Annotated in this window: 24 protein-coding genes; 10 read left to right on the top strand and 14 right to left on the bottom strand. The window is 72.9% G+C overall.

Annotated features, from left to right (window positions below; genetic code table 11):
- Positions 1-48: 48 nt before the first annotated feature.
- Positions 49-960 carry a helix-turn-helix domain-containing protein gene (locus tag LRS74_RS30700; protein ID WP_277744063.1) on the bottom strand — a complete coding sequence of 304 codons (912 nt, stop codon included), beginning with the start codon at positions 958-960 and terminating at the stop codon, positions 49-51.
- A gap of 743 nt (positions 961-1,703) precedes the next feature.
- Between LRS74_RS30700 and LRS74_RS30705 the strand changes: the two genes are divergently transcribed.
- The 6 genes from LRS74_RS30705 (at position 1,704) to LRS74_RS30730 (ending at position 7,803) form a co-directional block, all read left to right on the top strand.
- Positions 1,704-2,531, top strand: coding sequence for a hypothetical protein (locus LRS74_RS30705; RefSeq protein ID WP_277744064.1), 828 nt, complete (start codon positions 1,704-1,706; stop codon positions 2,529-2,531).
- Positions 2,528-4,021, top strand: a complete 1,494-nt coding sequence (locus LRS74_RS30710; RefSeq protein WP_277744065.1) for an NADH-quinone oxidoreductase subunit NuoF family protein — start codon at positions 2,528-2,530, stop codon at positions 4,019-4,021. Before LRS74_RS30705 ends, LRS74_RS30710 begins: the two co-directional genes overlap by 4 nt.
- A gap of 165 nt (positions 4,022-4,186) precedes the next feature.
- Positions 4,187-5,224, top strand: coding sequence for an SCO0930 family lipoprotein (locus LRS74_RS30715; RefSeq protein ID WP_347178175.1), 1,038 nt, complete (start codon positions 4,187-4,189; stop codon positions 5,222-5,224).
- Between the two features lie 2 nt (positions 5,225-5,226).
- Positions 5,227-5,649, top strand: a complete 423-nt coding sequence (locus LRS74_RS30720; RefSeq protein WP_277744066.1) for a hypothetical protein — start codon at positions 5,227-5,229, stop codon at positions 5,647-5,649.
- 151 nt (positions 5,650-5,800) lie between these two features.
- Positions 5,801-7,321, top strand: coding sequence for an MFS transporter (locus LRS74_RS30725; RefSeq protein WP_277744067.1), 1,521 nt, complete (start codon positions 5,801-5,803; stop codon positions 7,319-7,321).
- Positions 7,318-7,803 carry a MarR family winged helix-turn-helix transcriptional regulator gene (locus LRS74_RS30730; protein ID WP_277744068.1) on the top strand — a complete coding sequence of 162 codons (486 nt, stop codon included), beginning with the start codon at positions 7,318-7,320 and terminating at the stop codon, positions 7,801-7,803. The genes LRS74_RS30725 and LRS74_RS30730 overlap by 4 nt, the downstream gene beginning before the upstream one ends.
- Positions 7,804-7,840: 37 nt before the next feature.
- Here LRS74_RS30730 and LRS74_RS30735 read toward each other — a convergent pair whose 3' ends face one another.
- The 8 genes from LRS74_RS30735 to LRS74_RS30770 form a co-directional block, all read right to left on the bottom strand.
- Complete coding sequence (locus LRS74_RS30735; RefSeq protein WP_277744069.1) at positions 7,841-8,746, bottom strand: UbiA family prenyltransferase; 906 nt, start codon at positions 8,744-8,746, stop codon at positions 7,841-7,843.
- 59 nt (positions 8,747-8,805) lie between these two features.
- Entirely contained in the window at positions 8,806-10,587 is a 1,782-nt protein-coding gene (locus tag LRS74_RS30740) for an NAD(P)/FAD-dependent oxidoreductase (RefSeq protein ID WP_277744070.1), read from the bottom strand.
- A 50-nt stretch (positions 10,588-10,637) separates the two neighbouring features.
- Positions 10,638-11,450: a TauD/TfdA family dioxygenase gene (locus LRS74_RS30745; protein WP_277744071.1), complete on the bottom strand. Its 813-nt coding sequence runs from the start codon at positions 11,448-11,450 to the stop codon at positions 10,638-10,640.
- Positions 11,431-12,405: an isocyanide synthase family protein gene (locus LRS74_RS30750; RefSeq protein WP_277744072.1), complete on the bottom strand. Its 975-nt coding sequence runs from the start codon at positions 12,403-12,405 to the stop codon at positions 11,431-11,433. The genes LRS74_RS30745 and LRS74_RS30750 overlap by 20 nt, the downstream gene beginning before the upstream one ends.
- 157 nt (positions 12,406-12,562) lie before the next feature.
- Entirely contained in the window at positions 12,563-13,930 is a 1,368-nt protein-coding gene (locus LRS74_RS30755) for a cytochrome P450 (RefSeq protein WP_277744073.1), read from the bottom strand.
- Positions 13,931-14,100: 170 nt separating this feature from the next.
- Entirely contained in the window at positions 14,101-15,360 is a 1,260-nt protein-coding gene (locus tag LRS74_RS30760) for a hypothetical protein (protein ID WP_277744074.1), read from the bottom strand.
- Positions 15,361-15,394: 34 nt separating this feature from the next.
- Entirely contained in the window at positions 15,395-15,922 is a 528-nt protein-coding gene (locus LRS74_RS30765; RefSeq protein ID WP_277745004.1) for a hypothetical protein, read from the bottom strand.
- A gap of 77 nt (positions 15,923-15,999) precedes the next feature.
- Positions 16,000-17,781, bottom strand: a complete 1,782-nt coding sequence (locus LRS74_RS30770; protein ID WP_277744075.1) for a hypothetical protein — start codon at positions 17,779-17,781, stop codon at positions 16,000-16,002.
- 168 nt (positions 17,782-17,949) lie between these two features.
- Between LRS74_RS30770 and LRS74_RS30775 the strand changes: the two genes are divergently transcribed.
- Positions 17,950-18,438, top strand: a complete 489-nt coding sequence (locus LRS74_RS30775) for a glutathione peroxidase (RefSeq protein WP_277744076.1) — start codon at positions 17,950-17,952, stop codon at positions 18,436-18,438.
- Positions 18,439-18,589: 151 nt separating this feature from the next.
- On the opposite strand, the gene LRS74_RS30780 is transcribed toward LRS74_RS30775, so the two are convergent.
- The 4 genes from LRS74_RS30780 to LRS74_RS30795 all read right to left on the bottom strand — a co-directional run bounded on the left by LRS74_RS30780 (position 18,590) and on the right by LRS74_RS30795 (position 23,545).
- On the bottom strand, positions 18,590-19,654 hold the full coding sequence (locus LRS74_RS30780) for a zinc-dependent alcohol dehydrogenase family protein (RefSeq protein ID WP_277744077.1): 1,065 nt from the start codon (positions 19,652-19,654) through the stop codon (positions 18,590-18,592).
- A 370-nt stretch (positions 19,655-20,024) separates the two neighbouring features.
- A complete protein-coding gene (locus LRS74_RS30785) occupies positions 20,025-20,852 on the bottom strand; it encodes an SDR family NAD(P)-dependent oxidoreductase (protein ID WP_277744078.1) in 828 nt (275 codons plus the stop codon).
- 133 nt (positions 20,853-20,985) lie between these two features.
- Positions 20,986-22,125 (bottom strand): amidohydrolase family protein, encoded by a 1,140-nt coding sequence (locus LRS74_RS30790; RefSeq protein ID WP_277744079.1) that lies wholly within the window; start codon positions 22,123-22,125, stop codon positions 20,986-20,988.
- 1 nt (position 22,126) lies between these two features.
- Positions 22,127-23,545 (bottom strand): glutamine synthetase family protein, encoded by a 1,419-nt coding sequence (locus LRS74_RS30795; RefSeq protein ID WP_277744080.1) that lies wholly within the window; start codon positions 23,543-23,545, stop codon positions 22,127-22,129.
- Between the two features lie 469 nt (positions 23,546-24,014).
- On the opposite strand from LRS74_RS30795, the gene ssuE reads away from it, so the two are divergent.
- Entirely contained in the window at positions 24,015-24,614 is a 600-nt protein-coding gene (gene ssuE / locus LRS74_RS30800; protein WP_277744081.1) for an NADPH-dependent FMN reductase, read from the top strand.
- 392 nt (positions 24,615-25,006) lie between these two features.
- Here the strand turns inward: ssuE and LRS74_RS30805 are convergent, their stop codons facing one another.
- Entirely contained in the window at positions 25,007-25,240 is a 234-nt protein-coding gene (locus LRS74_RS30805; protein WP_277745005.1) for a PQQ-dependent sugar dehydrogenase, read from the bottom strand.
- Positions 25,241-25,817: 577 nt separating this feature from the next.
- Here LRS74_RS30805 and pqqA point away from each other — a divergent pair.
- On the top strand, positions 25,818-25,949 hold the full coding sequence (pqqA, locus tag LRS74_RS30810) for a pyrroloquinoline quinone precursor peptide PqqA (protein WP_144385886.1): 132 nt from the start codon (positions 25,818-25,820) through the stop codon (positions 25,947-25,949).
- A gap of 7 nt (positions 25,950-25,956) precedes the next feature.
- Positions 25,957-26,862, top strand: a complete 906-nt coding sequence (gene pqqB, locus LRS74_RS30815) for a pyrroloquinoline quinone biosynthesis protein PqqB (RefSeq protein WP_277744082.1) — start codon at positions 25,957-25,959, stop codon at positions 26,860-26,862.
- Positions 26,863-26,984: the final 122 nt, after the last annotated feature.

Genomic DNA, 26,984 nt, shown 5'->3' on the forward strand with positions numbered 1-26,984 from the left:
AAGCGGCGGCCCCGGCGTGATGCCGGGGCCGCCGCGTCGTCGTTCGCCCTACAACCCGTTGACACGGGCCTCGCGCGCGACACCCAGGCCAAGCCGGCCACCCGCCATGCCTCCCACGGTTCCGGCCACGCTCCCCGTCACGCCGCGCGCCTTGCGCGCCATACGGGAGCGGTGCCGACGCACCTGCGCCATCAGCCGCCGGCTGCGCAGGGCCAGCTCCAGCTCGAACCGGGTCCTGGGGTCGCGCAGCCCCGGACCGAAGAGCTTCTCGATCTGCCGCAGCCGATAGCGCACGGTCTGCGGATGCACATGGAGCGCCTTGGCCGCCTCCGGCGCGCCGCCGCCCTCCAGCCAGGCGAGCAGGGTCTCCTCCAGCCGTTCGCTCTGGCGGGGGGTCAGCCCCGCCAGCGGCTGGAGCCAGCGCGTGGCCAGCGCCCTGGCCAAGGACTCGTCCTGCAACAGCAACAGGGTCGACAGATGGTCGTCGACGAAGACCACACGGGCCTCGGGGCCGCCGCTCTGCGGGGTCAGGCTCAGCAGCCGCCGCGCCCAGCGCAGCGAGGCGCCGGCGTCGTAGAGCGGGACGGTGTGTCCGACGGCCGCGGTGCGGCCGCGCAGCGCGGACTCCAGGGTGAGCCGCGTCTCCGGATCGGGGTCGGGGACGAGCAGGCAGGGCCGGTTCTCCACCATCCCGACAAGGTTGTCACCCAGCGCGGCGGTCAGCCGCGGCAGCTCACCGGGTGCGGCGAGGGCGACGGCGAGGACCGTGTCGGGCAGCGGCCACCGGGCGGCGTGCGCCAGTTGCGGCAGTGACCGCTCGCCCGCGGAGGCGGTGTCCCGGGTCAGCGCCTCGAACAGGACCTGGCGCGCCCGGTCGGCCGGGTCGGCGACCGGCGGGGCGGCACGGAGGGGGGTCACCGGGGTCACGGGGGTGACCTCGGCGACGGGCGCCAGGGACACCGGCCGCACATGACCGCGCGGGTTTACGCGCGTCGACGTACGGTCAGAAACGGTCATGGGCCGGTCATCGGGCGCCTCGCGCAGCCCGAGAGCCAGCAACAGGGCCTGCTCCACGATCCGTTGGGCCTCTTCAGGGGACGTTTCCGGCAGAAAAGCGGGAAAGCCTGGTTTTGCACTCCGAAGTGCGTCTGTGACCGATTCCGCGAAAGATGGGATTTCACTGCGGAGAACGCAGTGCCACTCGCTTTTCGGGCGCGACCACATTCGGTTGAGTAGTTCGCACATTTTTACCTCGATCTGGCCGGGGCTAGAGACGCCCGGTGAAACAGGAGTTGAGGGTCCTCCTCTTGCGCCCTGATGGGCGCTCCTCAGCGCGGTCGGTGCTGGCTGCGGGATCTCCCCGCGGCCGACATCGGGTGGGGGGCAACCGAAGGTCGCGAACCGCAGAATGCGTGCATGGGGACACCTTCCACTCTCGGGGGTGGTCGGGATCGGCGTCCGGACCGCCCGGATGGGCATCTTCCGCAGCCGCGTGGCGCGGCGACTGCGTGCGCCGAAGAATTTGTCACACCGCGATAAAGCTTGTGAAGCTTCTGGGTAGACCCGAGATACTTCAGCACTCCGGCCGGTGCCGCTGGCAACTCGGCCGGCCACCCCCCGACCTGGGCGTCGAGGTGCTTGTGAAGTGCTCGGCGCCGCGCGCTCGGAAGGCTTCGATGACCCTTTCCCCGACGCAGTCGCACGTGCAAACAACAACAGAGGCATACGCGCCGCACCGCCCCCGCCGCAGGGGCCGCCACGCCGGGCCGCCGCCTCGGCCCGGTGGCGGGCGACGCGCCGCCGGCCGCACCACCACGGCCCGCCGCCCCGCCCCGCCGCCGCTGGTCGGCCGCGCCGGCCCCCGCCCCGCCATGGTGGGCCTCTTCGCCGCGGCCGTGGTAATCACCCTGGCGGTGGCGGGCAGCGCCGGCGCCTTCACCCGCTTCATGGACTTCCTCGACTTCGGCGCGGGCGTGCTGGCGCTCGTGTCGCTCAGCTCCACCGTGCTGTGGGGCCTGGTGGCCACCGATCGGCTGCTGCTCCAGTCCTCGCACCGGCTCGTCGCCCAGGCCGTCCACCGCGGCCTCGGCGTCTCCGGGCTGGGCTTCCTGGGCCTGCACATCTGGGTCAAGGTGGCCCGGGGGCAGGCCAGCGGCTCCTCCGCCGTCCTGCCGTTCACCGACAGCTCCCAGCCGGTCCTCATCGGCCTGGGCACGCTGGCCGGCTATCTGTTCGTGACGGTCGCGGTGACCGGGGCGCTGCGCAGCGCCTTCGCCCCCAAGGGGCGCTCCCAGTGGTGGCGGGCCGTGCACATGTGCGCCTACCTGGCCTGGGGCGCCGCCCTGGTGCACGGCCTCAAGTCGGGCCGGCTGGCAGCCGGTTGGGTGACCTTCGCCTACGGCCTGTGCCTGGTGGGGGTCGCCGCGCTGCTCGTCCATCGGCTGCGCGCCCGGACCGGACGCGATGGATCGGCGGCGCGGGCGAACGCCGCCGATCCCCGCCCCGGTGGCCGGCGCCGGTTCCGGCGGTGACCGGCCCCTGGCCGACGCTCGCCTGTGTGGGCCCGCCACGGCTGTTGGCGGGCCTGGACGAGGTGGCGCGGCTGGACCGGGTGGCGCACCTGACGGTGCACGGCGCGCTCCCCGAGCTGCGCGCGGACGAACTGGTGGAACTGGCCGAGAACATCGACCTGCGCGGCCGGGGCGGAGCGGGCTTCCCGTTCGCCCGCAAGCTGCGGGCGGTGACCGCCTCGGCGCGCCGCCGCGACGGCCGGACGGCGGTGGTCGTCAACGGCAGCGAGGGGGAGCCCAGCTGTCTGAAGGACACCGCGCTCTGGCTGCACACCCCCCACCTGGTGCTGGACGGGGCCCAGTTGGCGGCCGAGGCGCTGGGCGCCGAGGAGGTGGCGGTCGGGGTGACCCGGCCGGACGTGGAGCGCTCGATACGGGAGGCCATCGCCCAGCGCGCCCCCTCCGGCGGCTGCCCCATGCGGGTGACCCTGCTGCCCGAACGCTTCGTCACCGGCGAGGGGACCGCGCTCACCAGCGGGCTCAACCGGGGCCCGGCGCTGCCCTCGGGGCGCAAGGTGCGCTCCAGCGACAGCGGCCTGTCCAGCCTCCCCACCCTGCTGTCCAACACCGAGACCTTCGCCCAACTCGCCGTCGCCGCCCGGCTGGGGGCGCTGCCGTACCGCGAGGCCGGACTGCCCACCGAGCCCGGCACCCTGCTGCTCACCGTCGCCGGCCGGCAGGTGGTGGAGACCCCCACCGGGGTGCCGCTGACCTACGTCCTCCAGCTCTCCGGCACCGACGCCGGACAGGGCGTCCTGGTCGGCGGCTACCACGGTCGATGGCTGGGCCCGGAGGCCGCCCGCGCGGCGACGGTCTCCCGCGCCTCGCTGTCCGCGTACGACGCGGTGCTGGGCGCGGGAGCGGTGCTGCCGCTGCCGCACGACACCTGCCCGGCCGGGGAGACGCTCCAGGTGGCGCGCTGGATGGCGGCCGAGTCGGCCGGGCAGTGCGGACCGTGCGTGCTCGGGTTGCCCGCGATGGCCGACGCGCTGGCCCGGGTGGTGTACGGCGGCGGGCGGACCGCCTTCGAGGCCCTGCACGGCCGGGTCAGGGCGGTCCGGGGCCGGGGCGCCTGCAGCCACCCCGACGGCACGTCCTCGTTCGTGGCCTCCGCGCTCGCGGCCTTCCCGGAGGAGTTCGAGGAGCACGCCTTCGGCTCCGGCTGCGGCCGCGAGGTGCTGGGCGCCCTGCCGCTGCCCGCCGAGGAGGGCGGACCCGAGCCGGCGGCGCCGTCCGCGCCGGCACGCGGCGGGGGAGAGGAACGGCTGATGGTGGACTGGACGCTGTGCCAGGGGCACGGGCTGTGCGCCGACATCATCCCCGGCGTCATCCAGCTCGACGCCGACGGCTACCCGGCGCAGGCCAGCATGCCGCTGCCGCGCCGGCAGCGCCCCCGCGCCCTCCGCGCGGTGCGCCGCTGCCCGGCCCTCGCCCTGCGCATCCAGGAATGAACTGTTACCCGCCTGTTGCGGTTTTGACGCGATGTGACAAATTCCCCGGCCTTTGAACATCCGCGGCCTCGCCGCCCGTATCAAGGGGGCACACGGCGCGGCAGAGCCGGACCGAAGAACCCGAACGCACCACCAGAAGCGAATCGAAGGCGAAGGGAAACGCACATGAGGAACATGAGGAACAAGCGGCACGCGGCATTCGCCGGAGCGGCGGCCACCCTCATCATGCTCACGGCCGGTGCCTGCGGCGGCGAGGATAACAAGTCCCAGGAGAGCAACAACAAGGTCCAGCCGGTCGGTGACACCAAGGACATCGGCAAGGACGGTTATGGAAAGGGGAAGGATTACGGGTCCGACGGTTACGGGTCCGACGGCTACGGCAGCGACGCGGGCTCCGCTGCCGAGGGCGAGGGGGCGGACGTCAAGCCGGCCGAGCAGCTCTCCGTGCGGGAGGACGCCAAGCTGGGCGAGATCGTGACCGACAGCCGGGGCTTCACCCTCTACCGGTTCGACAAGGACACGCCCAAGCCGCCGAAGTCCAACTGCGACGGCGACTGCGCCACGGCGTGGCCGGTCGTCCCCGCCGACGACGCCTCGGCCGCGGCGGGCATGGACTCCTCGCTGCTCGGCTCGGTGGTCCGCTCCGACGGCAGCAAGCAGCTCACCCTGGGCGGCTGGCCGGTCTACCGCTTCGCCAAGGACACCAAGGCCGGCGACACCAAGGGCCATGGCGTGGGCGGCACCTGGAACGCCCTCGCCCCCGACGGCAAGAAGGCAGGTCAGGCGGGCGGCGGCGAGCAGGGCGAGGGCTGGGAGCAGGATGCCGGCGCCGCCGACACCGAGCTGACCACCACCGAGGACCCCAAGCTCGGCACGATCATCGTCGACGGCAAGCGGATGACGCTCTACCGCTTCAACAAGGACAGCGCCTGGCCGATGAAGTTCGCCTGCAACGACGCCTGCCTGGACACCTGGAAGCCCGCACCGCCGGTCGACAAGACCAAGGTCGAGGGCGTGGCCGACAAGCTGGTGACCACCGTCACCCGGCCCGACGGGACCAAGCAGCTCGCCATCGACTGCTGGCCGGTCTACACCTTCACCGGTGACGCCAAGCCCGGCGACACCAACGGCCAGGGCAAGCAGGGCCTCTGGTTCGCCGTCACCAAGGACGGCAAGAAGGCGGGCGTCGCGGCCGGGGAGTGACGATGACCCCGCCTCCGCGGCACCCCGTCCTCGCCGTCACCGCCCTGTGTTGCGCATTCCTCCTCAGCGGCTGCGGCGGAACGGGAAACGCCGCCGAATCCGACCGGGAATCCCCGGCCCGTCCACAGTCCCTACGGAATATCGCCGACGCCATCGGATGCACGGCCCGGATCAATGTCGAAGCCGAGGAACTGACACAGGGCGGCTGCACCACCGAGCGCGGCACCTATCGCATGGTGACCTTCGCCGCCGATTCCGGACAGCGCGCCTGGCTCACCGAATCCGAGGCGTACGGCGGGAAATACCTCATCGGAAAGCGATGGGTCGTCGTCGCGCAATCCCTGGAATCCCTGGACGAGTTGCGCGGGAAGATCGGCGGCACCATCGAGGCGGCGGCCGGCCACAACGGCATGGCGTCGCACTGAAGCGCGGCCCGCGCGCACCCGTTCCCTCCCCCTCCCGTCCCGGGCACCACGGTGTCTTGGCAGCGGCGCACCGCCCCCGCTACGGTGACCGTCAGCTCCACTGACGAATGTGACGGAAGGACAGTCGACCTCCGAACGGTGGGATCGGGCAGTGGCCAAGTGGCGAACGCTGGTCGCGGTGTCCCTCGCGACCTTCATGCTCCTGTTGGACGTCACGGTGGTGAACGTGGCGCTCCCACAGATCCAGCGGGACCTGGACGCCGACTTCGACGCCCTGCGATGGGTGATCGACGGCTATGCGCTGGCCCTCGCCGCCACCACGCTGACCTTCGGCTCCCTCGGCGACCGGATCGGCCACCGGCGCACCTTCCGCTGGGGCCTGATCGTCTTCTCGCTCTCCTCGCTGGCCGCCGGGCTGGCCACCACCCCGCTCGCCCTCAACCTGTGCCGGGGCGTCCAGGGCATCGGCGGCTCCGCGCTGCTCGCCCCCTCGCTCGCCCTGCTCGGCGCCGCCTACCGGGAGCGCGACCGGGTGGTGGCGCTCGGCGTCTGGGGCGCCATCAACGGCGGCTCCCTGGCGATCGGCCCGCTGGTCGGCGGCGCCTTGGTCGAATCCCTCGACTGGCGCGCCATCTTCTGGATCAACATCCCTGTCGGTGCCCTGGCCTGGCTGATGGTGCTGCGCGGCACCCCGGAGAGCCGCCGTGACCGGGTGCCCGGCCGCCTCGACCTGCCCGGACTGCTGGCCCTGTCCGGCGGGTTGACGGCGCTGGTCCTCGCCCTCTTCGAAGGCAACGCACGCGGATGGACGAGCCCGCTCATCCTGGGGCTCTTCGTCACCGCCGCGGCACTGCTCGCCCTGTTCACCACGGTCGAGCGGCGCGCCGCGGACCCGCTGCTGGACCTCGGCCTGTTCCGCACGCCCAGCATCACCGGGGCCTCGCTGGCCGTGCTGGCACTGGCCACCTCGGTCTTCGCGATGCTCACCTTCTTCGTCCTCTACCTCCAGAACGTCCTGGGACACGACGCGCTGGAGACCGGGCTGCGGCTCATGCCCATCACCACCGGCGCCTTCCTGGCCGCCGGACCCGGCCTGGCGCTGGCCCAGCGGCTGCCGATACGGGCCGTCCTCAGCGGCGCCCTGGGATGCGCGGCCGCCGGGCTGCTGCTGATGTCCGCCAGTGTGGGGCCGGGCGACGACTGGACCGCGATGCTGGCCGGCGGGGTGCTCATCGGGCTGGGCGTCGGCGCGTTCAACCCGGTCGTCGCCCGGGTGGCGCTGGGCACCGTGACCCCGGCACGCGCCGGGATGGCCTCCGGGCTGAGCAGCACCTGCCGGGTGCTCGGGGTGGCGCTCGGCGTCGCGCTGCTCGGCACCGTCTTCGACAGCCGGGTCCGCGACCGGTTCCAGGAGCTGGTCCCCTCCGCCGCACCGGGGACCGCGGACGCGGTCACCTCGGCCGGGCTTCACGAGGTCGCCTCGCGGGCGCCGGTCGGGACGCGCGAGCAGGTCGCGGCCGCCGCCGAGCAGGCGTTCGTCTCCGGACTCGACCACATCCTGCTGCTCGCCGCCGCCCTCGCCGCCGCCGGGGCGGTCGCCTCGGCCCTGCTCGTCAGGGGGAGCGATTTCCTCGCCGAGAGCGAAGCCACGCCCGCTACCCTGAGTTCATGAACGCGCCTTCGCCTCTCGAAGACCTCTCAGTGGCGCCGGGCCTGCCACCGGGAGCGGTGCCGGAAGCGTTGGGCGAGTGCATCGGCTACCTCCTGGGACGCTCCCACGCCCTGATCCGCTCGCGCGCCGAACTCGCCTTCGCCGAAAAGGGATTGAGCGTCAAGGAGTACGGGGTGCTGTGCATCCTGCACGCCGAGGAGTCCTCCTCCCAGCAGGCGCTGGCGGAGCGCCTGGGAGTGGATCGCACGACCATGAGCTCCACGGTCGACGGCCTCGTGCGGCGTTCCCTGGTGCGCCGCACCCGCAACCCGCGCGACCGGCGCGCCTACCGGGTGTGGATGACCGCCGAGGGATACCGCACCGCCGAGGAGATCGAGGAGCGGGCGGCCGCCATCGACAAGGAGTTCACCGACCGGCTCTCGGAGGACGAGGCGCGCCGACTCAAGGAGCTGCTCGGGAAGTTGATCGCGTCCTGGGGATGACCGCCCCGACCGCCCCGATGCGAAGGCGGTCGACGGGTCAGCGGTGCGAGAGCACCAGCGCCGCGGAGGAGAGCACGCCCCAGGCGATCGCGGTGAGCCAGGCCGGCATTCTCCGGGCCGGCGGCCGCAGCAGCGCCACCGCGGCCTCCAGCGGCTTCCCCCGCACGGCGATCCAGATCGCCGCCAGCTCCCACAGCACCCAACCGGCCGCCACCCCGAGCCCGAGCAGGCCCCAGGACGGGTCGCCCAGGGCGAGCAGCGACAGCGTGCAGGCGACTCCGCCGACCGTCACCATCGCCGCGCCCACCGCGACGGCGTTGGCGAGCCCCAACGTCAGCGCGGACGTGCGCAGCCCGGCCTCGGCGTCCTCGGGGATGTCCTCGGCCGTGTTGACCAGGATCACGCCCTCCTGGAGCACGCTGTATCCGGCGATGAGCGTCAGCAGCTCCCAGGGCGGCGCTGCGGCGTACACCCGCGTGACGATCAGCATCGGCAGCGTGAAGATGATGACGCACAGGGTCAGCACCTGCCACAGCCCGCGCGCCTTCAGATGCAGCGGTCGCACCGAGTACTGCGCCGCCCACAGCAGTTCGAGCACCACCAGCGGTATCAGGTCCCAGTGTCGGGTCCACACGGCCAGCAGGGTGCCGAGCACCACCGCGGCCAGCCAGGTGAGCCGCATCTGCCAGCGCACATTGGCCACGCCCAGCCGGTGGACGGCGCCGGAGAGCCGTACCTTGTACTTCGCGTCGAGGTCGCGATCGGCGAGGCAGTTGATGATGTCGCCGAACTGGAAGAGCAGATAGGCCAGCACGAACGCGCCGACGAACCGCCAGGAGACCACGGCGCCGAAGTCCGCGGCCATCAGCAGCGTGGGGATCATCACGATCGGGAACGCCGCCACCATGAACTCCGGCCGACGGATCGTCAGGGAGTCCCGCAAGACACCGCGCCACGGGCGGCGCGAGGCCGCCCGTGGCGTAGAGACGTGCGCACACATGATCAGCTCACATGGATCATTTCTGCTCGCACCAGGCGCTTGACGAGCTGGATCTGCGGCGGGCTGAGCCGCTCACACAGCTCCCCGTAGCGCACCGACCCCTCGTTCAGCAGCTCCCACAGACCGGTGCCGCCGTCCCGCTCCAGCGCTCGGACCCCCATACGGTCGGGGCCGTCGGTGAAGTGGAAGCGCTGACACGGCACGGGCTCGGACAGCGGGGCGGGAGCCATGTGGGAGTTGGCTATCGGGTCCTCCCAGTACTTCGCCATCGCGGCCTTGGCCTCATCCGGCAGCTCGTACGGCTGCGGCAGCTCCATGCCCTTGAAGCCCGGGATGTCCAGGCCCAGGGTCTGCCGCATGGCGACGTTCGGGGCGAGGGTGAGCACGGCGTCCGGGGCCGGGTCGGCCACCGCGCTGCCGAAGGCCCGCATGTACGGGCCGTCCCGCTCCAGGTCCTCCATCTCACCGCTGCCGTGGGTCATGACCCGCAGCAGGTCCGGCACCAGGGCCGTGTTGAGCAGCGCCTGGAAGGTCTTCTCCCGGATGTCCAGGTCCGGGCTCGACCCCTTGGAGTTCCAGTAGACGCTGTCCGGGGTGTACTTGCCGATGGCGTGGTACCACTGGTCGATGGCGAGGGCGAAGGTGTCCGCCATGCCCCGCCACTCGTTGTCGTAGTCGTGCCACAGCTCGTGCTTGACCTCTTCGGAGAGGTCCGGGTCGAAGGTGGACCGCAGCAGCAGCGCCGCCCCCATCGCCTGGGTCACCGCGAACGAGGCGCCCGAGGAGAACAGCGGGTCCACGAAGTACGAGGCGTCGCCCACGGCCAGCCAGCCCTGCTCGTAGGAGGCGAAACGCTCGCTGATCCGTGAGTAGTTGGTGGCGGTGAGCATGTGCTCCCGGACCGGCCGGGCCCGCTGCGTCATCTCCTTGAGCAGCGGCACCTGCCGGATGGTCTCCAGGAAGCGGGTCGGATCGGTGTAGTCCTTCTCCTTGTTCTCCAGCACGGCGGGGTTGGTGACGATGCCGATGGAGTGCACCGTCTTCCGCTCGCCGTCGACGAGCTGCCGGGTGGGGATGTACCAGATCCAGCCGTCGGTGAAGCTGAAACAGCCGATCGGCGACCAGGCGCGGTCGCGGAAGATGTTCCAGTCGCCGGGCAGGTTCTCGGTGAACTCGCAGTCCAGGAAGTGCGACCAGATCGCGATGTTCTTGTAGCCCGAGAGCCAGTCCCGACGCTTGCGCTCCCCGAGCGGAGCCACGTTGTTCTGGCGGCCAGAGGCGTCGACGAAGAACCGTGCCCGGACGCTCCGGCCGTCCTTGAACGTCACGGTGCACAGGTCGTCGCCGGACTCGGCGGGCTCGAAGGTGGCGATCTCCACCCCCTCGAAGACGTCCGCGCCGCAGTCGGCGGCGTGGTTGAGGAGGACGTGGTCGAACTCGGCCCGGTTGACATGCATGGACCAGCGGGGAACACCGTCGGAGATGACCGCGGCATGTTCGAAGTAGGCGGCTGAGGGGTCACCGGGACCCCAGTTGTAGACCCCGCCGTACTTCTGGATCCAGCAGTCGCTCTCGAGCACCTTCTCCAGCGCGCCGCTCTCCTGGATGACCGGAACCAGCGGATGGGCGAAGGACTCACCGATGTGTTCGCGGGGGAAGATCTCCCGCTCCATGATCGCGACGCTTAACCCCGCGTCGCGGCGGAGGAAGGCGGCCAAGGTCGATCCGGCCGGACCGCCTCCCATGATGACGACGTCGTACTGGTCCTGCATGTGGCCTGTCAAGACCCGCTCCTTTCGAGCGGCCGTGCATCTGGCAGATGTCGCTGGACGTACTAGAGGATCTGGATGCGCTGCAACCATCGGGAGGAATCGCCGACGAAGGCGTTCCGGCCATGGATCAGGGAGTGGTTCTCGGCGATGAGAATGTCGCCGCTCCGCCATCCGTGCGCATAGCAGTATTCCGGACGGTGGGTGATGTCCCGGATCTCCTCGATGAATGCCTCGTGTTCCGCCTCCGGAATTCCCTCCGGTTCCACGGAGAGCGGATTGAGGAACTTGTCCGCGGGCAGCGGCTCGGCGTACCGAAGCACCTTCTCACCGGACTGCGGATGGACGTCGACGAGCGGCCGGGTCACCTTTCCGCCGTAGTGCGCGAGCTTGTCGGTCCGGTAGGTGATGCTGATGTCGTCCCACCGCTGCCGAAGTTCCGCGCTGGCATCCTGGTAGACCAGGCGGGTGTCGCAGAAGACCGTTTCCCCGCCACCCGCCTCCGGTGCCTCATGGCACTGGAACATGAAATAGTGCGGGGTGGCCTTGGCGAATGCGCCGTCCCAGTGGAAGGGCACCGATCCGCGCGCGAACAGATAGTTCTTCGGGTCCTCCTGGATGTTCAGATCCAGGACCGCGCCGAAGTCCCACTGCAGAATCTCGCCCCAGGTCTCGCAATAGGCGACCCAGTCCTCCTTCTCCAGCAGCTTGAAGCCACGGAGGACGACCACCTTGGCCTCGTCGGTCCACTGCCCGAGGGTTTCCGGGGCGATGTCGCGGAAATCGGCGTCCCCGGTCGGCGATTCGAGGAGCACGCCGAAGGGGCTGAGCGGGGTGCGCTTGAGGTCGGTGACAGCGCTATCGGACGGGTTCGGCATTGATGCTGACTCCTACGGAACCGGGTGCGGGGGCGACGTAGTGGCTCGGCCGCTTGTTGCGCCAGACGAGGGTGGCCGACATCTCCTCGGCCGTCTCCTTCCGCACCAGGCGGAAGCCGCTGCCGTCGTCGAGGGCGACGGAGTGCCAGGGGGTGAACCAGTTCTCCGAGGTCTGCAGCAGCTGGAAGCCGATCTTCTCGGCGTGGCACTGCTGCGGGTGGATGGAGAGACGCAGGGAGCGCGGGAAGCGCTCGGCGACCAGACGGCTCCAGGCGTCGCTGCGCTGGATCACGGAGTAGGCGGTGCCCTTGGCCTGCTCCCGCATCCGGTTGCGGCTGAGCCCCGCGTTCTCGGGGAGCCCGGACTGGTCTTCGAAGACGAACCGGTGGATGCCGTTGAACAGGTACTTGGCGTTCTGGTCGGTGCTGACCTGACGACGGAGCTCTTCCAGCGGCGTCGCGTACTTGAACGTCAATTCCTCGCGCATCAGCGAGTAATCGGCCGGCGGGAAGGCGTCGTCGAGCGAGTACAGGTCGATGTTCTCGCAGCCGGAGGTCTCGATCATTCGGACCAGTTCGGCGCGGTACTCATCGATGGTCTCGTCCGGGACCCTCACCAGGTCGCCGAACACATGGCCGTCGGAGGCTATTCGGACCCGGGCGCCCGGGGCGTGGAAGTGGCTGAGCTGCTCGCAGAACGCCTGCAGGAATTCAACGGCGAGTCGCTCGCCCTGGTCGGGCAGATGGCCCAGGACCTTGTTGGGGTTGGGTGATTTGGCCGGGAAGGCGAGGATGACGAACTCTATGGGTAACTGCTGGCTGAGGAAGTACTCCAGCTTGTCCCGGTGAATGTCGATGCATGTCTCGCAGGGGTTCTCGGCGCACGGATCCTGTGGATTCTGCGTGCGGCGGAACCGGAAGACGTGCTTAAGGATCTGGGCGGCAAGGTCGCTCATCCAGGACTCTCCCCCGTGGATACCTTCTGGACGGGAATGAACTTTTCTTCGATTCGCACAGTGAAGCTCAGGCTAGAGGCTAACTCGTGCTGAGGGCAACGTTTTCCGTTGAGTCGATCTATCAAACTTTGATGATCATCGAAACGGAGTCATTGCTTCAGGCGTGCTCCAGCCGTACGGGAAGGCCGTCCCGCGGGATCGGCAACGTGCTCATGTCCACCGGCATGGTGTACCCCGGCGGCACGCTCCAGCGGTGACGCAGCAACAGTTGGTGCAGCACCGCCTTGATCTGGAGCCCCGCGAACCGCTGACCGATGCACTTGTGCACCCCGCCGCCGAACGGCGCCCAGGCCAGCGGATGCACCTTGTCCTCGCGTCGGTCCTCGGCGAACCGCCCGGGGTCGAAGCGCTCCGGGTCCGGCCAGTACTCGGACAGCCGGTGGGTGGCGTGCAGCCCGAGCACCAGTCTGGTGCCCGCCGCCACATGGTGGCCCAGCAGCTCGGTGTCCCGGACCGCCCGGCGCATGAGCACCGGCACCGGGGTGTGGAGGCGCAGGGCCTCCTTCATCACCAGGTCCACCGCGACCAGCCGGTCCAGGTCCGCGTAGCCCAGCACCGGGGTGCCCACCGCCCGGCTCTCCTCCCGGGCCCGATCCTGCCACTCGGGGTGTCTGGCCAGGTAGTAGAGCATCGCGGTCAGTGTGATCTTGACGGTGTCGTGGGCCGCCATCAGGAGGAAGACCATGTGATTGATCACATCGTCGTCCGTGAAGCGCAGCCCGTCGTCGGTGCGCAGCCGGCACAACACACTGAACAGGTCCTCGCCGGTGCCGGCCCGCTTCTCCGGCAGCTTGCGGGCGAAGAAGTCCTCCAGCGTCCGGCGTCCGCGCAGCCCGGCCGACCAGCGGCTCAGCGGCAGCGGGAACCGGATCACCGCGGGGCCGGCCCGTACCGTGTCGATGAAGGCGCGGCTCACCCGGTCCGCCTCGGCGCCCAGCCGCAGCCCCAGGAACACCTCGGTGGCCAGGTCCAGCGTCAGCTGCTTCATCGCCGGCAGCACCCGGAAGTCGGGCCCCGGCCGCCAGCCGGCCAGCCCCTGGGTGATGCCCGCGTTGAGTGCGGTGAGATACCCGGCGAGCTGGTCGCGGGTGAACGCGCCCTGCATCACCCGTCGGTGGTCCAGGTGCTCGGCGAAGTCCAGCAGCATCAGTCCGCGATGGAAGAACGGCCCGATGAAGTACTCCCAACCCTCCCCGCTGGCATACGCCTTGTGCGGATTGGTCAGCACCTCGGCCAGGGCGTCAGGGCCGGTGAGCATGACCAGCCGGGTGCCGAACGCGCGCGTCCAGGTCACCGGGCCGTAGCGGGTGTACTGCTGGAGCCACCAGGGCAGCGGATCGCGCACCAGTGTCAGCGACGTACCGATCACTGGAAGCCCGGCGGTGCCCTGGACGGCGGTCAGCCCGCTCTGGCGAGGCGGTTGGGCAAGCGCCCGCGGCCGGGATATTCGTGCGGTAAGAGACATGACCCGCCTTCCCCCGTGTTTCGTCATGATGGCGCGTCAAGGCCACTGTAACGGGCGGCCTTCGAAGGGCATGGGCGCCAGGGGCACCTGTACAGAACAGACACAAGCGGAGCAACCGCTGCTGCATGAGCGGCTGGGTCGGGCGTCCGGCCGGACCCTCGGCGCGGGGCTCAGCCCAGTCCCAGCTCCGTCACCAGTGCGGCGAACCGGGCCGCCGCGGGGGAGTGCGGCGCGATGAGCAGCACGCCTTCGACGAGCTCGGCCCAGGCGCCGTAGTCCTCACAGGTGCGCAGCAGCGACAACGCCTCGGGTCGACTCGCCCCGTGCCGGCCCACCGCGGTGCCCATGGTGGGCAGCGCGTCCAGCAGCAGCTGCCAGGTGGCGGGGGCGGTCAGGTCCCGGATGGCCAGCAGGCCGTCGGTCAGCAGGGTGAGTTCGGCGACCGACAGCCGACCGGGGCGGCTGCGGCGGGGGGTGGACGGGGCAGCCATGAACACCGGCGTCACCGGGGTCGCCGGGGTCGCCGGTGTCAGCGGGGTCACCGGGGCCGCCGTGCTCACCGAGGTCGCCACGGGAGGCGCCGCGGGCGCCGACGCCGCCGTGCGGACCGCTGCCGGGTGCGGAGGCTGCGGCTCCGGGACGGCCGCGGGCAGCCGACTGATCACCTCGTAGGCGAAGGCGGCCGCATGGTGGGAGGCGACCGGCTGCCAGCGCTCGTCGTGCGCCTCGCCCTTGTCGTCGAGCAGGTCGGAGATCCCCCGGACCACCAGCGCCGGGACCTCCTCGTTCACATGGGCGCCGGCCAGGAAGCCGAAGCCCTCCATGTCGACCGCCACGGCGTCGCCCGCGCTCCCGGTGAGCCGCCGACCCACCTCCGACAGCTGGTGCCCCACCACCCGCCCGCCCGCGGCGATCGGCTTGACATGGGCCCGTGGGCCGTCGGCGGACGCGCCCGGGAGCCGCCGCCGCCAGGCCCCGTCGGCCGCGACGAGCTGGGCCAGCTGCACCAGGGAGTAGGCGGAGTGATGGGTCTTCTGACGGGGCAGGAAGCCCGCCTCGGTGTCCTTCCCCGTCTCGTAGTCGTACACCACGTCGGCGGCCACCACATCGCCCAGCGCCACGTCCTTGCGGCCCCCCGCCACCCCGACGAACAGCAGCGCCCGCGGCGCGAACAGGGCCACCGAGCGCTCGGCCGACACCGCGGCCTGCGGATTCCCGGGACCCGTCATATGGATGGCGACCCTCCGCTCCACCGGGCCGTCGCGGAAGCCGCCCAGCTCGAACCACGAGCCGCGGGCGGTGACCGTGCGCAGGCCCCGCAGCGGTTCGCGCACCGCCTGGTACTCCACGCCCAGCGCGGTCAGCACGACCACGTCGACCCGATCCCCGTCCGCCGCCGGGCTCCGCTCTCCAGTCTCACCGAACCGCACAGCTCCCCCTTGTGAACACGGGCCGACCATGGTGTCACGGGCCGCGGAGGTCCGCGTAGAGCGCTATCTGCACCCCCAGCAGGACGATCAACGCCACCTCGAGGACGGACAGCGTGAACAGCGCCGGATTGACCGGGCCCTGGACCCAGTAGACGATCAGGGACGCGGCCGGCGCGGCGCAGAAGATCAGCAGATCGACGGCGAGTTGCAGTCGCTTGCGGGAGACCCGGCGTCGGTCGCTGCGGTGCGCCGTCTCCCAGCCGAAGACCCCTCTGGGCTGACCCCCGGCGAGGGTGGCGAGCCGCGGGCCGAGGTCCTCGCGGACATAGCGCCCGATGGCCGAGATCTTCTCGTCGTTGACCAGGTAGGTCCAGCCGAGGAGCACGGTGGCCGGCGGCAGGAGCAGCAGCAACTCGGTCTGGCCGTCGTTCTGGAGCGTGAAGGTGATGATGGCCGCCATGGAGGCGAGCGTCGCGTAGAGCAGATTGTCGCGGAACCCGATCCGCGCCCGTTGCTCCTCCTTCACCTGCTCGTACTCCACGATGAGCAGCCGGCCGGCCATCGCGTCCTCCTCGCTCGCCACGGTTCCCCCTGTTCGCTCGCTGCGGTCGCTGTCGCACTCGTCGATGTCGTCCCCGTTCAGCCGAGGTCCTCATGCGCGGCCCGGCGCAGCGCGGCCTGCAGCGTGCGGATGTGCGGGCGGTCGGCGGGGTCGGCGGCGAGCGCGCGGTGCAGGACGCGAGGGAGGTCCTGGGGGAGGGGGCTGGACGGGCCGGGGGCGGGGCGGCCGGTGACCAGGCGGGCGCAGACGACGGCCAACCGGTGGACGTCGGCGCTCTCGCCGGCCGCCGTGTCTCCCGAGGCGGGCACCCGGCAGGCGAGCCCGAGGTCGCGCAGGGCGAAGCGGGTGGCCGTCGGCCCGCCACCGAGGACGACGATCCCGGACGGGCCGAGGCGGCGATGGCTGAAGCCCAGCTCGTGCAGGCCGGCCAGGGTGTCGCAGAGCGCCGCCAGCCCTGTGAACAGCCGGAACCGGCGCCAGGGGTCGAGGGGGCGGCCGTCGGCGTCGAACGCGGTGGCCAGGGTCTCGCACGGATGCCCCGTCACCTCCTGGCGTGGCCAGACGACGCTGAGCACCGGCGCCCGACCGGGCACATACCGGTCCAGCCGCGGCAGCCCCGGCACCCGCTCTCCCAACGCGGGCAGCACGTCCCGTTCCTGGGCCAGCGCCTGGCGGGCGTCGCGCGCCCCGAGGGTGTCCCGGACCGCCGTGACCTGGCGCAGCCAGACGTAGGCGGCCCGCGGTCCCTCGCCGCGCAGGGCCAGGGACTGCCGCTCGATCAGGGAGCCGTCGGCGGAGTGATGCTCCTCGCGGGTCTCCTCGTGCAGGACGTAGGACTCTCCGCCGAAGAGCACGCGCGGCCTGCCGCCGCCCCCGGTCCCGCCTCCGCCGCCGTTCCCGTTCTCGACTCCGCTGTCGCCACCGCCGGCCGTCGCGGGAGCCGATGGCGTGCGCCCGGCATCGCCGAGCCGGTCGCCGGACCGGTGGCCTGCGGGGTCTCCGTACGGGGCACCGGCCAGGTCGCCGGCCAGGTCGTCGGCCAGGTCGTCGGGAGTGGACTCCAGGGCGAGCTCGCGGACCAGGGCGACGGCCAGGGCCGCGGCGTGCCGGGCGGCGGCCTGCCGGGCCGCCCTCGGCCGGGCGTCGGCGGCGTCCGCCGTCCGTTCACCTCCGTCCACCCGATCGCTGATGCCGCGCACGATCAGCGCGGAGAGCGCATGGTTGAGATGGGCCGCGTGGACCACCCCGGCCCCCTCCGTCTCCACGGCGACCGCGTCGTTGTAGCTGCCGCGCAACCGCCGCGCGAGCGCCGAGGAGACGGACCGCAGCACCACGTCGCCCGCCGCGATCGGCTCCAGATGCACCCGCGGCGGGCGCTTCCGGGCGGCGGCCGGCAGCAGCCCGACCCAGGAGCCGGTCCGGTGCAGCAGACGGACCCGCTGCTCCAGATGATGGGGCGCCAGATAGCCCGACGGCCGCGCCTGGAAGCCCTCGTCCGACTCCCGCCCGCCCTGGTAGGCGTGCACCTTGGTCGCCACGACCACATCGCCGACGGCGATGTCCTCCCGCAGCCCCCCGGCCACCCCGACGAACAGCACCGCCCGCGGCCGGAACAGGGCCGCCGCCCGTTCCGTGATCACCGCCGCGCCCTGCGACCCCGTGCCGATCTCGGCCAGCGCGACCCGCCACGCCGTGCCGGGCACGGTGCCGACCTCGAAGAGGGTGCCGGCCCGGTGCGCACACGGCCTCAGGTCCTCCAGATACGCCCTGACGGCCGCGTACTCCAGGGGCAGCGCGGTCAGCACGACCACCACGGGCGCCCGGCCGGGGGTGTCCTCCACCTCGTACACCGCGGTCATACACCTCGGCCTTCGGTCGCGGTCCGAACACTGCCGACCACATGATGTTACCGGGAACAGTGGGGGTGGAGCGGGTGAAAGGTCAGGTGGAGCGGCCATGACCGGTGCGTCGCGGGGTGGTTGACTGGGGTCCGGAAGCGACGACCGACGAAAGCGGGTCTGACAACGATGAGCCTGTACGACATCCCCCTGCGCACCCTGTCCGGCGAGCCGACCACGCTCGGCGCGCACCGGGACAAGGCCGTGCTCGTGGTCAACGTGGCCTCCAAGTGCGGGCTCACCCCGCAGTACGAGGGCCTGGAGCGGCTCCAGCAGCGGTACGTGGAGCGCGGCTTCACCGTCCTGGGCGTGCCCTGCAACCAGTTCGCCGGGCAGGAGCCGGGGACGAGCGAGGAGATCCAGACCTTCTGCTCCACCAGCTACGGCGTCACCTTCCCCCTCCTGGAGAAGCTCGACGTCAACGGCGAGGACCGACACCCCCTCTACACCGAGCTGACCCGCACCCCGGACGCGGCCGGTGAGGCCGGCGACGTCCAGTGGAACTTCGAGAAGTTCCTGCTCTCCCCGCGCGGCGAGGTCGTCGGCCGGTTCCGCCCGCGCACCGAGCCGGAGGCCCCCGAGCTGGTGGCCGCGATCGAGACCCAGCTCGCCGGCTAGCGAGCGGCTGCCCGGCGGGCGCGGTCGGTGCGCAGCAGGCCCGCTCCCGGCGGTGCGGCCGACGACACCCGGTGGCTCCCCGCGCGGGTCGACCGGCGTTGCGCGTCCTCCCCCCACCGGCACCCCGGGCGTGGGGGAGGCCGCCGGGCCGTCACCCCGCGGGCGGCCGGCGGAGGTGGGGCTCGATGACGGTGACGCCCGTGCCGCCCCGGGCCGCCAGGCCGACCAGCGCCTCCGGGGCCTGGTCGAGGCCGATGGTGTGGGTGACCAGCAGGTCGGGGCGCAGCACCTTCGCCTTGACCATCTCCATCATCGGCGGGTAGGCGTGTGCCGCCATGCCATGGCTGCCGAGCAGCCGGAGCTCCAGGGCGATCACCCGGTCCATCGGGAGCATCGGGTTCCCGGCGGCCGGCGGGAGCAGGCCGACCTGGACGTGGCGACCGTGTCTGCGCAGGCTGTTGATGGACGCGGCGCAGGTCCGCGGGGAGCCCAGGGCGTCGAGGGAGAGGTGGGCGCCACCGCCGGTGGCGTCCTGGACGGCCTCCGCCACGGAGCCCAGCACCGAGGAGGCGTCGATGCACTGCGCCGCGCCGAACCGCCGGGCCAGGTCGAGTGCGTGGGGCGAGATGTCGACCGCGACCACCCGCGCCCCCGCCGCCGCGGCGATCATGACGGCTGAGAGGCCGACACCGCCGCAGCCGTACACCGCCACCCACTCGCCCGGTGTGACCCGGCCCTGCGCCACCACGGCGCGGAACGCGGTGGCGAAGCGGCAGCCGAGGCCGGCGGCGGTGGTGAAGGACAACTCCTCGCGGATGCCGACGAGATTGATGTCGGCGTTCTCGATCGGGACGTACTCCGCGAACGACCCCCAGTGGGTGAAACCGGGTTGCGACTGTCGCTCGCACACCTGCTGCGCGCCCTCCGCGCAGGCTCCGCACCGACCGCAGGCGCAGACGAAGGGCACGGTGACCCGCTGCCCCGGCCGCCAGTTGGCGACGTCGGGGCCCACCGCCTCGACGACCCCGGCCAGTTCGTGGCCGGGGACGTGCGGCAGCCGGATCTCCGGGTCGTGTCCCATCCAGCCGTGCCAGTCGCTGCGACACAGCCCGGTCGCCTCGACCCGGATGACCGCGCCGCCGCGGGCGGGTGCGGGATCCGGGACCTCCCGGACCACCGGCCTGCGCCCGAACGCATCGAAGACCACCGCACGCATAGGCCCGCTCCCTCGCTCCTCAACGCCGGTCGCCCGACGACGGCGCGGTACGCCGCACGCGACCGCCCCCCGGTCGCGCGATGTCTGGGCACATTCTTGCCATGCCCCCGCGCGTTCCGCACGTATCGTTGGCCGTCGCCCGTATTTCCGGATCGTTTCCGGGAGGGCGGGCAGCGGAGCCCCGGGCCGCACCGCGGAACGGTACGCTCGGACCCGGACGCCCCGCTCAATCGGAGGCGGAGCCCTCGCCGACGGTGGGGCCGTCGCCGCCGGGAGAGTCCCTCAACTGCGGCGGAGCCTCAACCGGCACCCGAACCTCAAGGGCACCCGAACCTCAACCGGCATCGATCCCTCAACCGGCACCGATCCCTCAGTCGGCGCCGGAGCCTCGGTCGGCGGTGGAGCCTTCGCCGTCGCCGGAGCGCCGCGCCTCCGCCATCTCGCGCATGGTACGGGCGCCCACCCGGCGCTGCACCGCCCCGGCCACGCCCGGGAACAGCCCGCCGATCACGCCGCTCAGCCGCAGCTCCAACGGAGCGATGGTGACCTCGCCGCGGTCGCGCTCGACGGCACGGATCGTGGCCGCCGCCACCTGGCCCGGGGAGACGGTGCGCACCCCCGGCGGCAGCGTGGCGCCCGAGTCGGCGAACATGCCGACGTCCCGGACGAACCCGGGCTGCACGATCGACACGCCCACGCCTGATCCGTGGAGTTCCTGCCGCAGGGCGTGGGCGAAGCCGCGCAGCCCGAACTTCGTGGCGTTGTAGAGCGCGGCGCCGGGGGAGGCGGTGCGCCCGGACAGCGAGCCGACCAGCACGATGTGGCCGCGCCGCGCCTCCACCATGCCCGGCCCCAGCATCCGGGCGAGCGCGATCGGCGCCCTGAGGTTGACCTCCAGCGACCGGTCGATGTCCGCGAGCGGGCTTGCCAGCACCGGACCGCTGGAGGACTGGGCCGCGTTGGCGATGAGGATGTCGACGCCGGCGGCCTCCTCGGCCAGACGGGCCAGGTCCTCGCGGTCGTTCAGGTCCGCCACGATCGCCCGCCCGCCGACGGAGTCGGCCAGCTTCCGGAGGGGCTCGGCACGCCGCCCGGTCAACAGCAGTTCGGCGCCCCTGGAGGCGAAGGCACGGGCGAGGGTCCGCCCGAGACCGCCGGTGGCGCCGGTGATGAGGACGGTCGATCCGGATACGTGCATGCGCTCCACCTCGGGCGACGGGTCAGGGTCCGCACGAACGCTACCCGAGGGGCCGCCCACCGGGTGCCGGGGACGCGGCGGCCCGTCGGGATCGGCCGCCCGCCGGGTGCGCCGGGTCGGACCGCCCCCGCGGCTACCGCGCCGGAAGCCCGTACACCCGCCGCGCGTTGTCCGCCGCGATCAGCGCCGCGACGCGCTCCGCGTCGTCCCGGGCCCAGGCGCCGCTCGTCACCCAGCGCGCCACCAGGGCGGCCAGGGCCTCCCGGAACAGCCGCACGCCCACCGTGTACAGCTCCGGCAGCCCGTAGGCGTCGGTGGAGAACAGCACCTTGCCGAACGGGGCCAGCTCCAGCACCTCCCCCAGCACGGCCTCGGCGCGCGCCCCGCTGTGGGTCAGCGCCAGCCCGACGTCGGCGTGGACATGGGGGTACATGGCCGCGAGGTACGCCGCGTTCCGGTGGTACGGGTAGCCGTGCAGCAGGACGAGCGGGGCGCCGGTGGGGCCTACCGCCCGGATGAAGTCGGTCAGCAGCAGCGGGTCGCAGCGGTGCAGCGAGAGGTCCGGGTCGCCGAACCCGGTGTGCAGTTGCAGCGGCAGGCCGGTGGCGACGGCGGACCACAGCAGATGGCGCAGCAGCACCGGGTCGGCGAGCCGGCCGCCGGCGGGGCGCTCGGTGAGCCACCAGGCGGCCGCCGCCAACACCTCGGTCTCCCCGGGCGGACCGGGTGCGAAGTCCAGGCCATGGCGGTAGCCGACGACCGACTTGAAGGCGATCGCGGAACGGGCCGCCGCACGGACCGCCTCGCCGAGGTCGGCGACGAAGGCGTGGGTGGTACGGGCGTCGTCGGCGACCCGCTCCGCCAGCTGCTCCAGCCGCACCACCTCGTGGGCGGTCGCGGAGCCGGCGGCGGCCGCCAGCTCCCCCGGAGTGGTCAGCTCGCCCGGCAGCCCGGTGTCCACCAGGAACGCGCCGATGCCCAGCCCGCCCAGCAGCCGCGAGGTGGCCTCGACGGCCCCCAACTCGCGCCGCCGCGCCAGATAGCGCTCGGGCGGGCAGTGCGGTTCGAGTCCGAGCAGCGGCGGACACCAGCGGCGCACCGCGAAACCGGCCTGGGTGTCGAAGAAGCTGGTGCCCGGCGCGGCCGGCGCGTCCGACTCGGTGAGCAGCGCCTCGAACGCGGCCGCGTCGAGGTCGGCGCGGACCACGCCATGGCAGTGGTGGTCCACCAGCGGCGGCAGGGGGAACGTCTCCGGGTCCGGTGCCGACGCCATGTCAGTACCGCCAGCGGGTCGCGGAGACGATCTCCTCCGGGGTGGCCCCCTCGAACAGCGCCACCTCTGCCCGGCGCACCGCGGCGACGGACGTGAAGAGCGGCTCGCCCAGCGCCTCGCGCAGCACCGCCGAGCGCTCGAACCAGTCCAGCGCCTCGGCCAGCGAGGTGGGCAGTCGGGCCTCGGTCCCGGCCTGGGCGGGGTCGCCGGCGACCGGGGCGGGCAGCGAGAGCCCGGCGTCGACCCCGGCCAGCCCCGCCGCGATCACCGCGCCCACCACCAGATACGGGTTGGCCGCCGCGTCGAAGCACTTGACCTCGGCGTTGGCCGCGCCGGGGTCGTCCGGGGCGCCGGTGACGAAGCGCAGCGCCGCCTCCCGGTTCTCCAGCCCCCAGCACTGGAACACCCCGGCCCAGCGCGAGGGTTCGAGCCGGAGGTAACTCGCCGGGCTGGGCGCGCCGATCGCCAGCAGGGCGGGCAGCTCGCGCAGCACACCGGCCAGGAACGCCGCGCAGACCGCGGTCATCCCGTACGGCCCGTCCCCGCCCCGGCACAGGTTGCGCCCCTCCTGCCAGAGACTGAGGTGCAGATGGCCGCCGTTACCGACCGAGCCCACCTCGATGGCGGGGGCGAACGAGGCGGCCAGCCCGTGCCGGGCCGAGACCGCCCGGATGGTCTCCCGCACCAGCACCACGAGATCGGCCGCGCCGACGGGATCGGCCGGGGCGACGGAGACCTCGAACTGGCCCGGCGCGTACTCGGGATGGATCTGGAGCACGTCGATCCGCTGGGCGTGCAGGGCCTCCAGCACCCCGGCGAGATAGTCGGACAGCTCGACCACGCGGGCCATGCCGTAGGCGGGGCCGGTGCCGGCGTAGCGGGGCTCCGCCCCGAGCTCCCCGACCGCGCCCCGCCGCGGCCCGGGGACCGACGCCCCGTCGGGCGCCGGCTCGGGGCCGCCCGCGTGGGCCACCACCCACTCGGTCTCGAACCCCATCCGCGGCTCCAGGCCCCGCTCCCGGGCGCGCTCGACCATGCGCCGCGCGAACAGCCGCTGGCACACCGGATGCGCTCGGCCCTGCTGGTCGTAGCGGTCCACCGGGGCCCAGGCCCAGCCGGGCTGGGCGGCCAGGACCGTCAGCCGCTCCAGGTCGGGGAAGAGCCGCAGATCACCGTCCGGGCCGCCGACGTGGGGGCTGGTGGTCATCGAGTCGTCCACCAGATAGACGTCGAAGACCGGCGACATGCCCACCCCGCGGCTCGCCGCCTGCGGCAGCCGCGTCGTGGGCACGGCCTTCACCCGGATCAGCCCGGCGTTGTCCACCCAGGTGAGGGCGGCGCCGCGGACGCCCTCCGCGGTCAGGTGGTCGGTCTCCTGGCGGGCCCGGGCCCGCGCTTGCTCACGCTCCTCCGCGTCCACGCGACTCCCGTCCGTCGTCCGGTCCTCGCACCGAGTGTGACACGGCGGCAGCTCCCGTTCACGGTGCCCGAGGGGCGCTGAGCGGTGGACATCCGATCGTCTCGGATGGTGAGAGCCGCCGTTGACGATCGCGAAATCGGCGTGCTTGCATCGGCGCATGCACCAGCAGTCCCTGACCCGCCGCCGCTGCGTCGACCTCCTGCGCGTCGCGGCAGCCATCTGTCCCACCGGTCGCTGACTGCATTCGCCGTAGGGCCCCTCGGCCGCGGCATCCCCCGCGCGTACGCCGCCACCGCCCGAGCGGCCGCTCTCCGTAGGCCACGCCCGGCCGCCGAGGCCGTACGCCCCTCCACGCCACGACGCCCCCACGCCACGGCGCCCCCCACGCCGCCCCCTCCCACGCCTTCCGGCGACGGCCCGGCCCTCGCGGCCCCGTCCCCCGCGCCACCCACCCCGCAAGGAGCACACCATGGCTCGTGTCCTCGCCCTCTCCGGCAGCCCGTCCCGCTCGTCGCGCACCGCCGCCCTGCTGCGGTCCGTCGAGGCACGGCTGCACGGAGCCGGGCACACCGTGCGCACCGTCGCCGTCCGTGAGCTGCCCGCCGGCCCGCTGCTGGCGGCGGACACCGCCGACCCGGCGATACGGGACGTGGTCGACGCGGTCGCCCGGGCGGACGCGCTCGTGGTCGCGACCCCCGTCTACAAGGCCGCCTACAGCGGGCTGCTCAAGGTGCTGCTCGACCTGCTGCCGCAGCGGGCGCTGACCGGCAAGACGGTGCTGCCGCTGGCCACCGGCGGCAGCACCGCCCATGTCCTGGCGATCGACTACGCGTTGCGCCCGGTGCTGACCGCGCTGGGCACCGACGCCGTGCTGCGCGGCTACTTCGTGCTCGACCGGCTGCTCGCCGTCGGCCCGGACGGCGCCGCGGCACTGGACCCGGAGGCGGCACGCGGCCTCGCCGACGCCGTGGACCGGTTGGCGGCGGCGCTGGGGCCGGCCACCGACGTGGACACCTGGCTCCCCACGCTCGACAGTCGCACGCCTCTCGGGTCGCTCGCCGGTTCCTAGCGGGCCGGCGTGGTGGGCGGCCGTGAGGGGCCGCACGGGGACGGGGTGGTTCCGGCGCGGTTCGACGCGCGACACGCGGTCCGCGCCGGGTGGCCGGCCGCCGGCGGCGTCGACGTCGGTGGTGGTCACCCAGAGGCACCGGGCACGGTCTCGACGGTGCGCTGCCGGCCGTACCGCCCGGCGGTGTACGCCCGGGGCCGCCGGTCTCCGGGCCGGCGAGCGGGATCCGCCCCAGCCGCTCGCCGCGCGTCGCCGCCCTGTAGAGGGCCCCGTCGGCGTGGGCGAACCCGCCGGGGGACGCCTCACCGACCGGCCACTGGCGCCCGGGGCCGGTCATCCCGGCCGCGGAGCACGTCCCCTCACAGGCCGGCCGTCGTTCCGCCCCGGCTCGCTCAGGTTGAGCTCGTCGTAGCGGTTCGGTGGTCGCTGCTCCGGTTCGGCGGGAAGGCGATGCCGAGCAGCCCGCCCCCGCCGTCGGTGGTCACCCCGTTCGGCACCCGGCCGACCGGCGTGCGGACGCCGGTCGGGGACTGGCGGACGACGGCGAACGAGTCGCGCTCGGTGGTGAGCGCCGAGCCGTCCGGCAGCCAGCTCAGCCCCCAGGGGATCGACCGGCCGCTGGACATGGTCGTCACGGCGCCCGGCACCGACCGAGGCCCCGGCGCGGCGCTGGTCTCCGGTGCGCCGGACACCCCGGTGGGGCGGCGGCGCCGGCCGTGGGGGAGGGCGCGGGAGCGTCGCCGCGTGGCCAGGGGGGTGTCCTGCTCCGGAAGAGGTGCGCGCTACGGGCAGCCTCCCCGAAGGCCGCGCGACCCACGCGGAACGCAGCGATCGCCACCCCGTCAAGGGCGGGTACAGGCCATGCCGGCACCGGCGGGGGGCCACGGTCCTCGGCGGGGTTCGCGCGTTCGGCCGCCCTCCGGTGGCCTGCGGTAACGCGCGTGGCTAGCGTGGCGTTGAGCTGTCGACGCCCGGTCACAGGGCCGGGATCCGTCGGCGACTCGCCCGCCCCACCGCCCCTTCCCGCCCGTCCGGCCCCCCTTGGGAGCGCCGAACTCGGTCTTCACGGACCCCTCGGCCCCCGCCATCCTGGCACCACCAGCCGACGACATGACCTTCGCCCGAGCGCGGAACGCGAGCGACGCGTGCGCTTCCGCCCGCTCACACTCCCCCCCCCCCGACACAGGAAGGCAGGTACGGCTCATGAACGAACCGGAGCAGCACCCCGAGCAGGCCCCGCAGCCGGGCCCCGCGGAGACCGTCTGGCAGACCCCCGACTTCGTGGTCATCGAGACCGCGCTGGAGGTCACCGCCTACTCCCTCACCAAGCGCTGACCCCGCCATGCTGCTGCGCGTGCTCGGCACCGCGGCGGGCGGCGGCCTTCCCCAGTGGAACTGCGCGTGCCCCGGTTGCTCCGGGGCACGCGCCCATCCGCGCCGGCGCCGCCGCCACGCCTCGCTCGCCGTCCAGGCGGCGGAGGGCCGCTGGTACCTGATCAACGCCACCCCCGACATCGGCGACCAGATCGAGGAGTTCCCCGAGCTGCGTCCCGGCCCCGGCCCCCGGCAGACCCCGGTCGCCGGGGTGCTCCTCACCGACGCCGAACTCGACCACACGCTGGGGCTCGCCCGGCTGCGCGAGGCGGACTCGCTGCGGATCCTGTGCACCGCACAGGTCCGCACCGCCCTGCTGGACGGGCTGCGGCTCGGCGCGGCGCTGACCCCCTACGTGCGGCTGGACTGGCGGCGGATCGGCGGCCGCGACGGCTCGCTGGCCGTCGACTCCCCGCTCGCGGTCAGCGCGATCCCCGTCTCCGGTAAGCGTCCCCGCTACGCCGCGGACGTCCCAGCGGCCCGGGGCGGGGACGACGGCTGGGTGGTGGCCCTGCGCCTGCACGACCACACCACCGGCCGCTCCCTGGTCTACGCCCCCGCCCTCGCCGCCTGGCCGGACGCCTTCCAGGACGCCGTCGCCGAGGCCGACTGCGTCATCGTCGACGGCACCTTCTGGGCCGAGGAGGAGCCCCTGGACCGCGGCTTCTCCACCCGTACCGCCAGCGCCATGGGACATCTGCCCATCGACGGGCCGGACGGCACCGCGCGGCGGCTCGCGCGACTGCCGGGCCGCCGGCTGTACACCCACCTCAACAACACCAATCCCCTCACCGACCCGACCGCACCCCAGCACAAGCGGCTGGAGGCCCAGGGCATCGAGGTGGCCGCCGACGGGATGGTGATCGAACTGTGAGCGCGCGAGGCCGCCGGGCCGCGGTTGCCGCCGGCGCCGCCCCCGCGCCGCGCCCGGCGGGGGCGGAGAAGACCGCGGAGAGGGCCGGGGAGAGGACCGCAAAGAGGGCCGCGGAGAAGACC

The sequence above is a fragment of the Streptomyces sp. LX-29 genome (assembly GCF_029541745.1).
Lineage (GTDB): Bacteria > Actinomycetota > Actinomycetes > Streptomycetales > Streptomycetaceae > Streptomyces.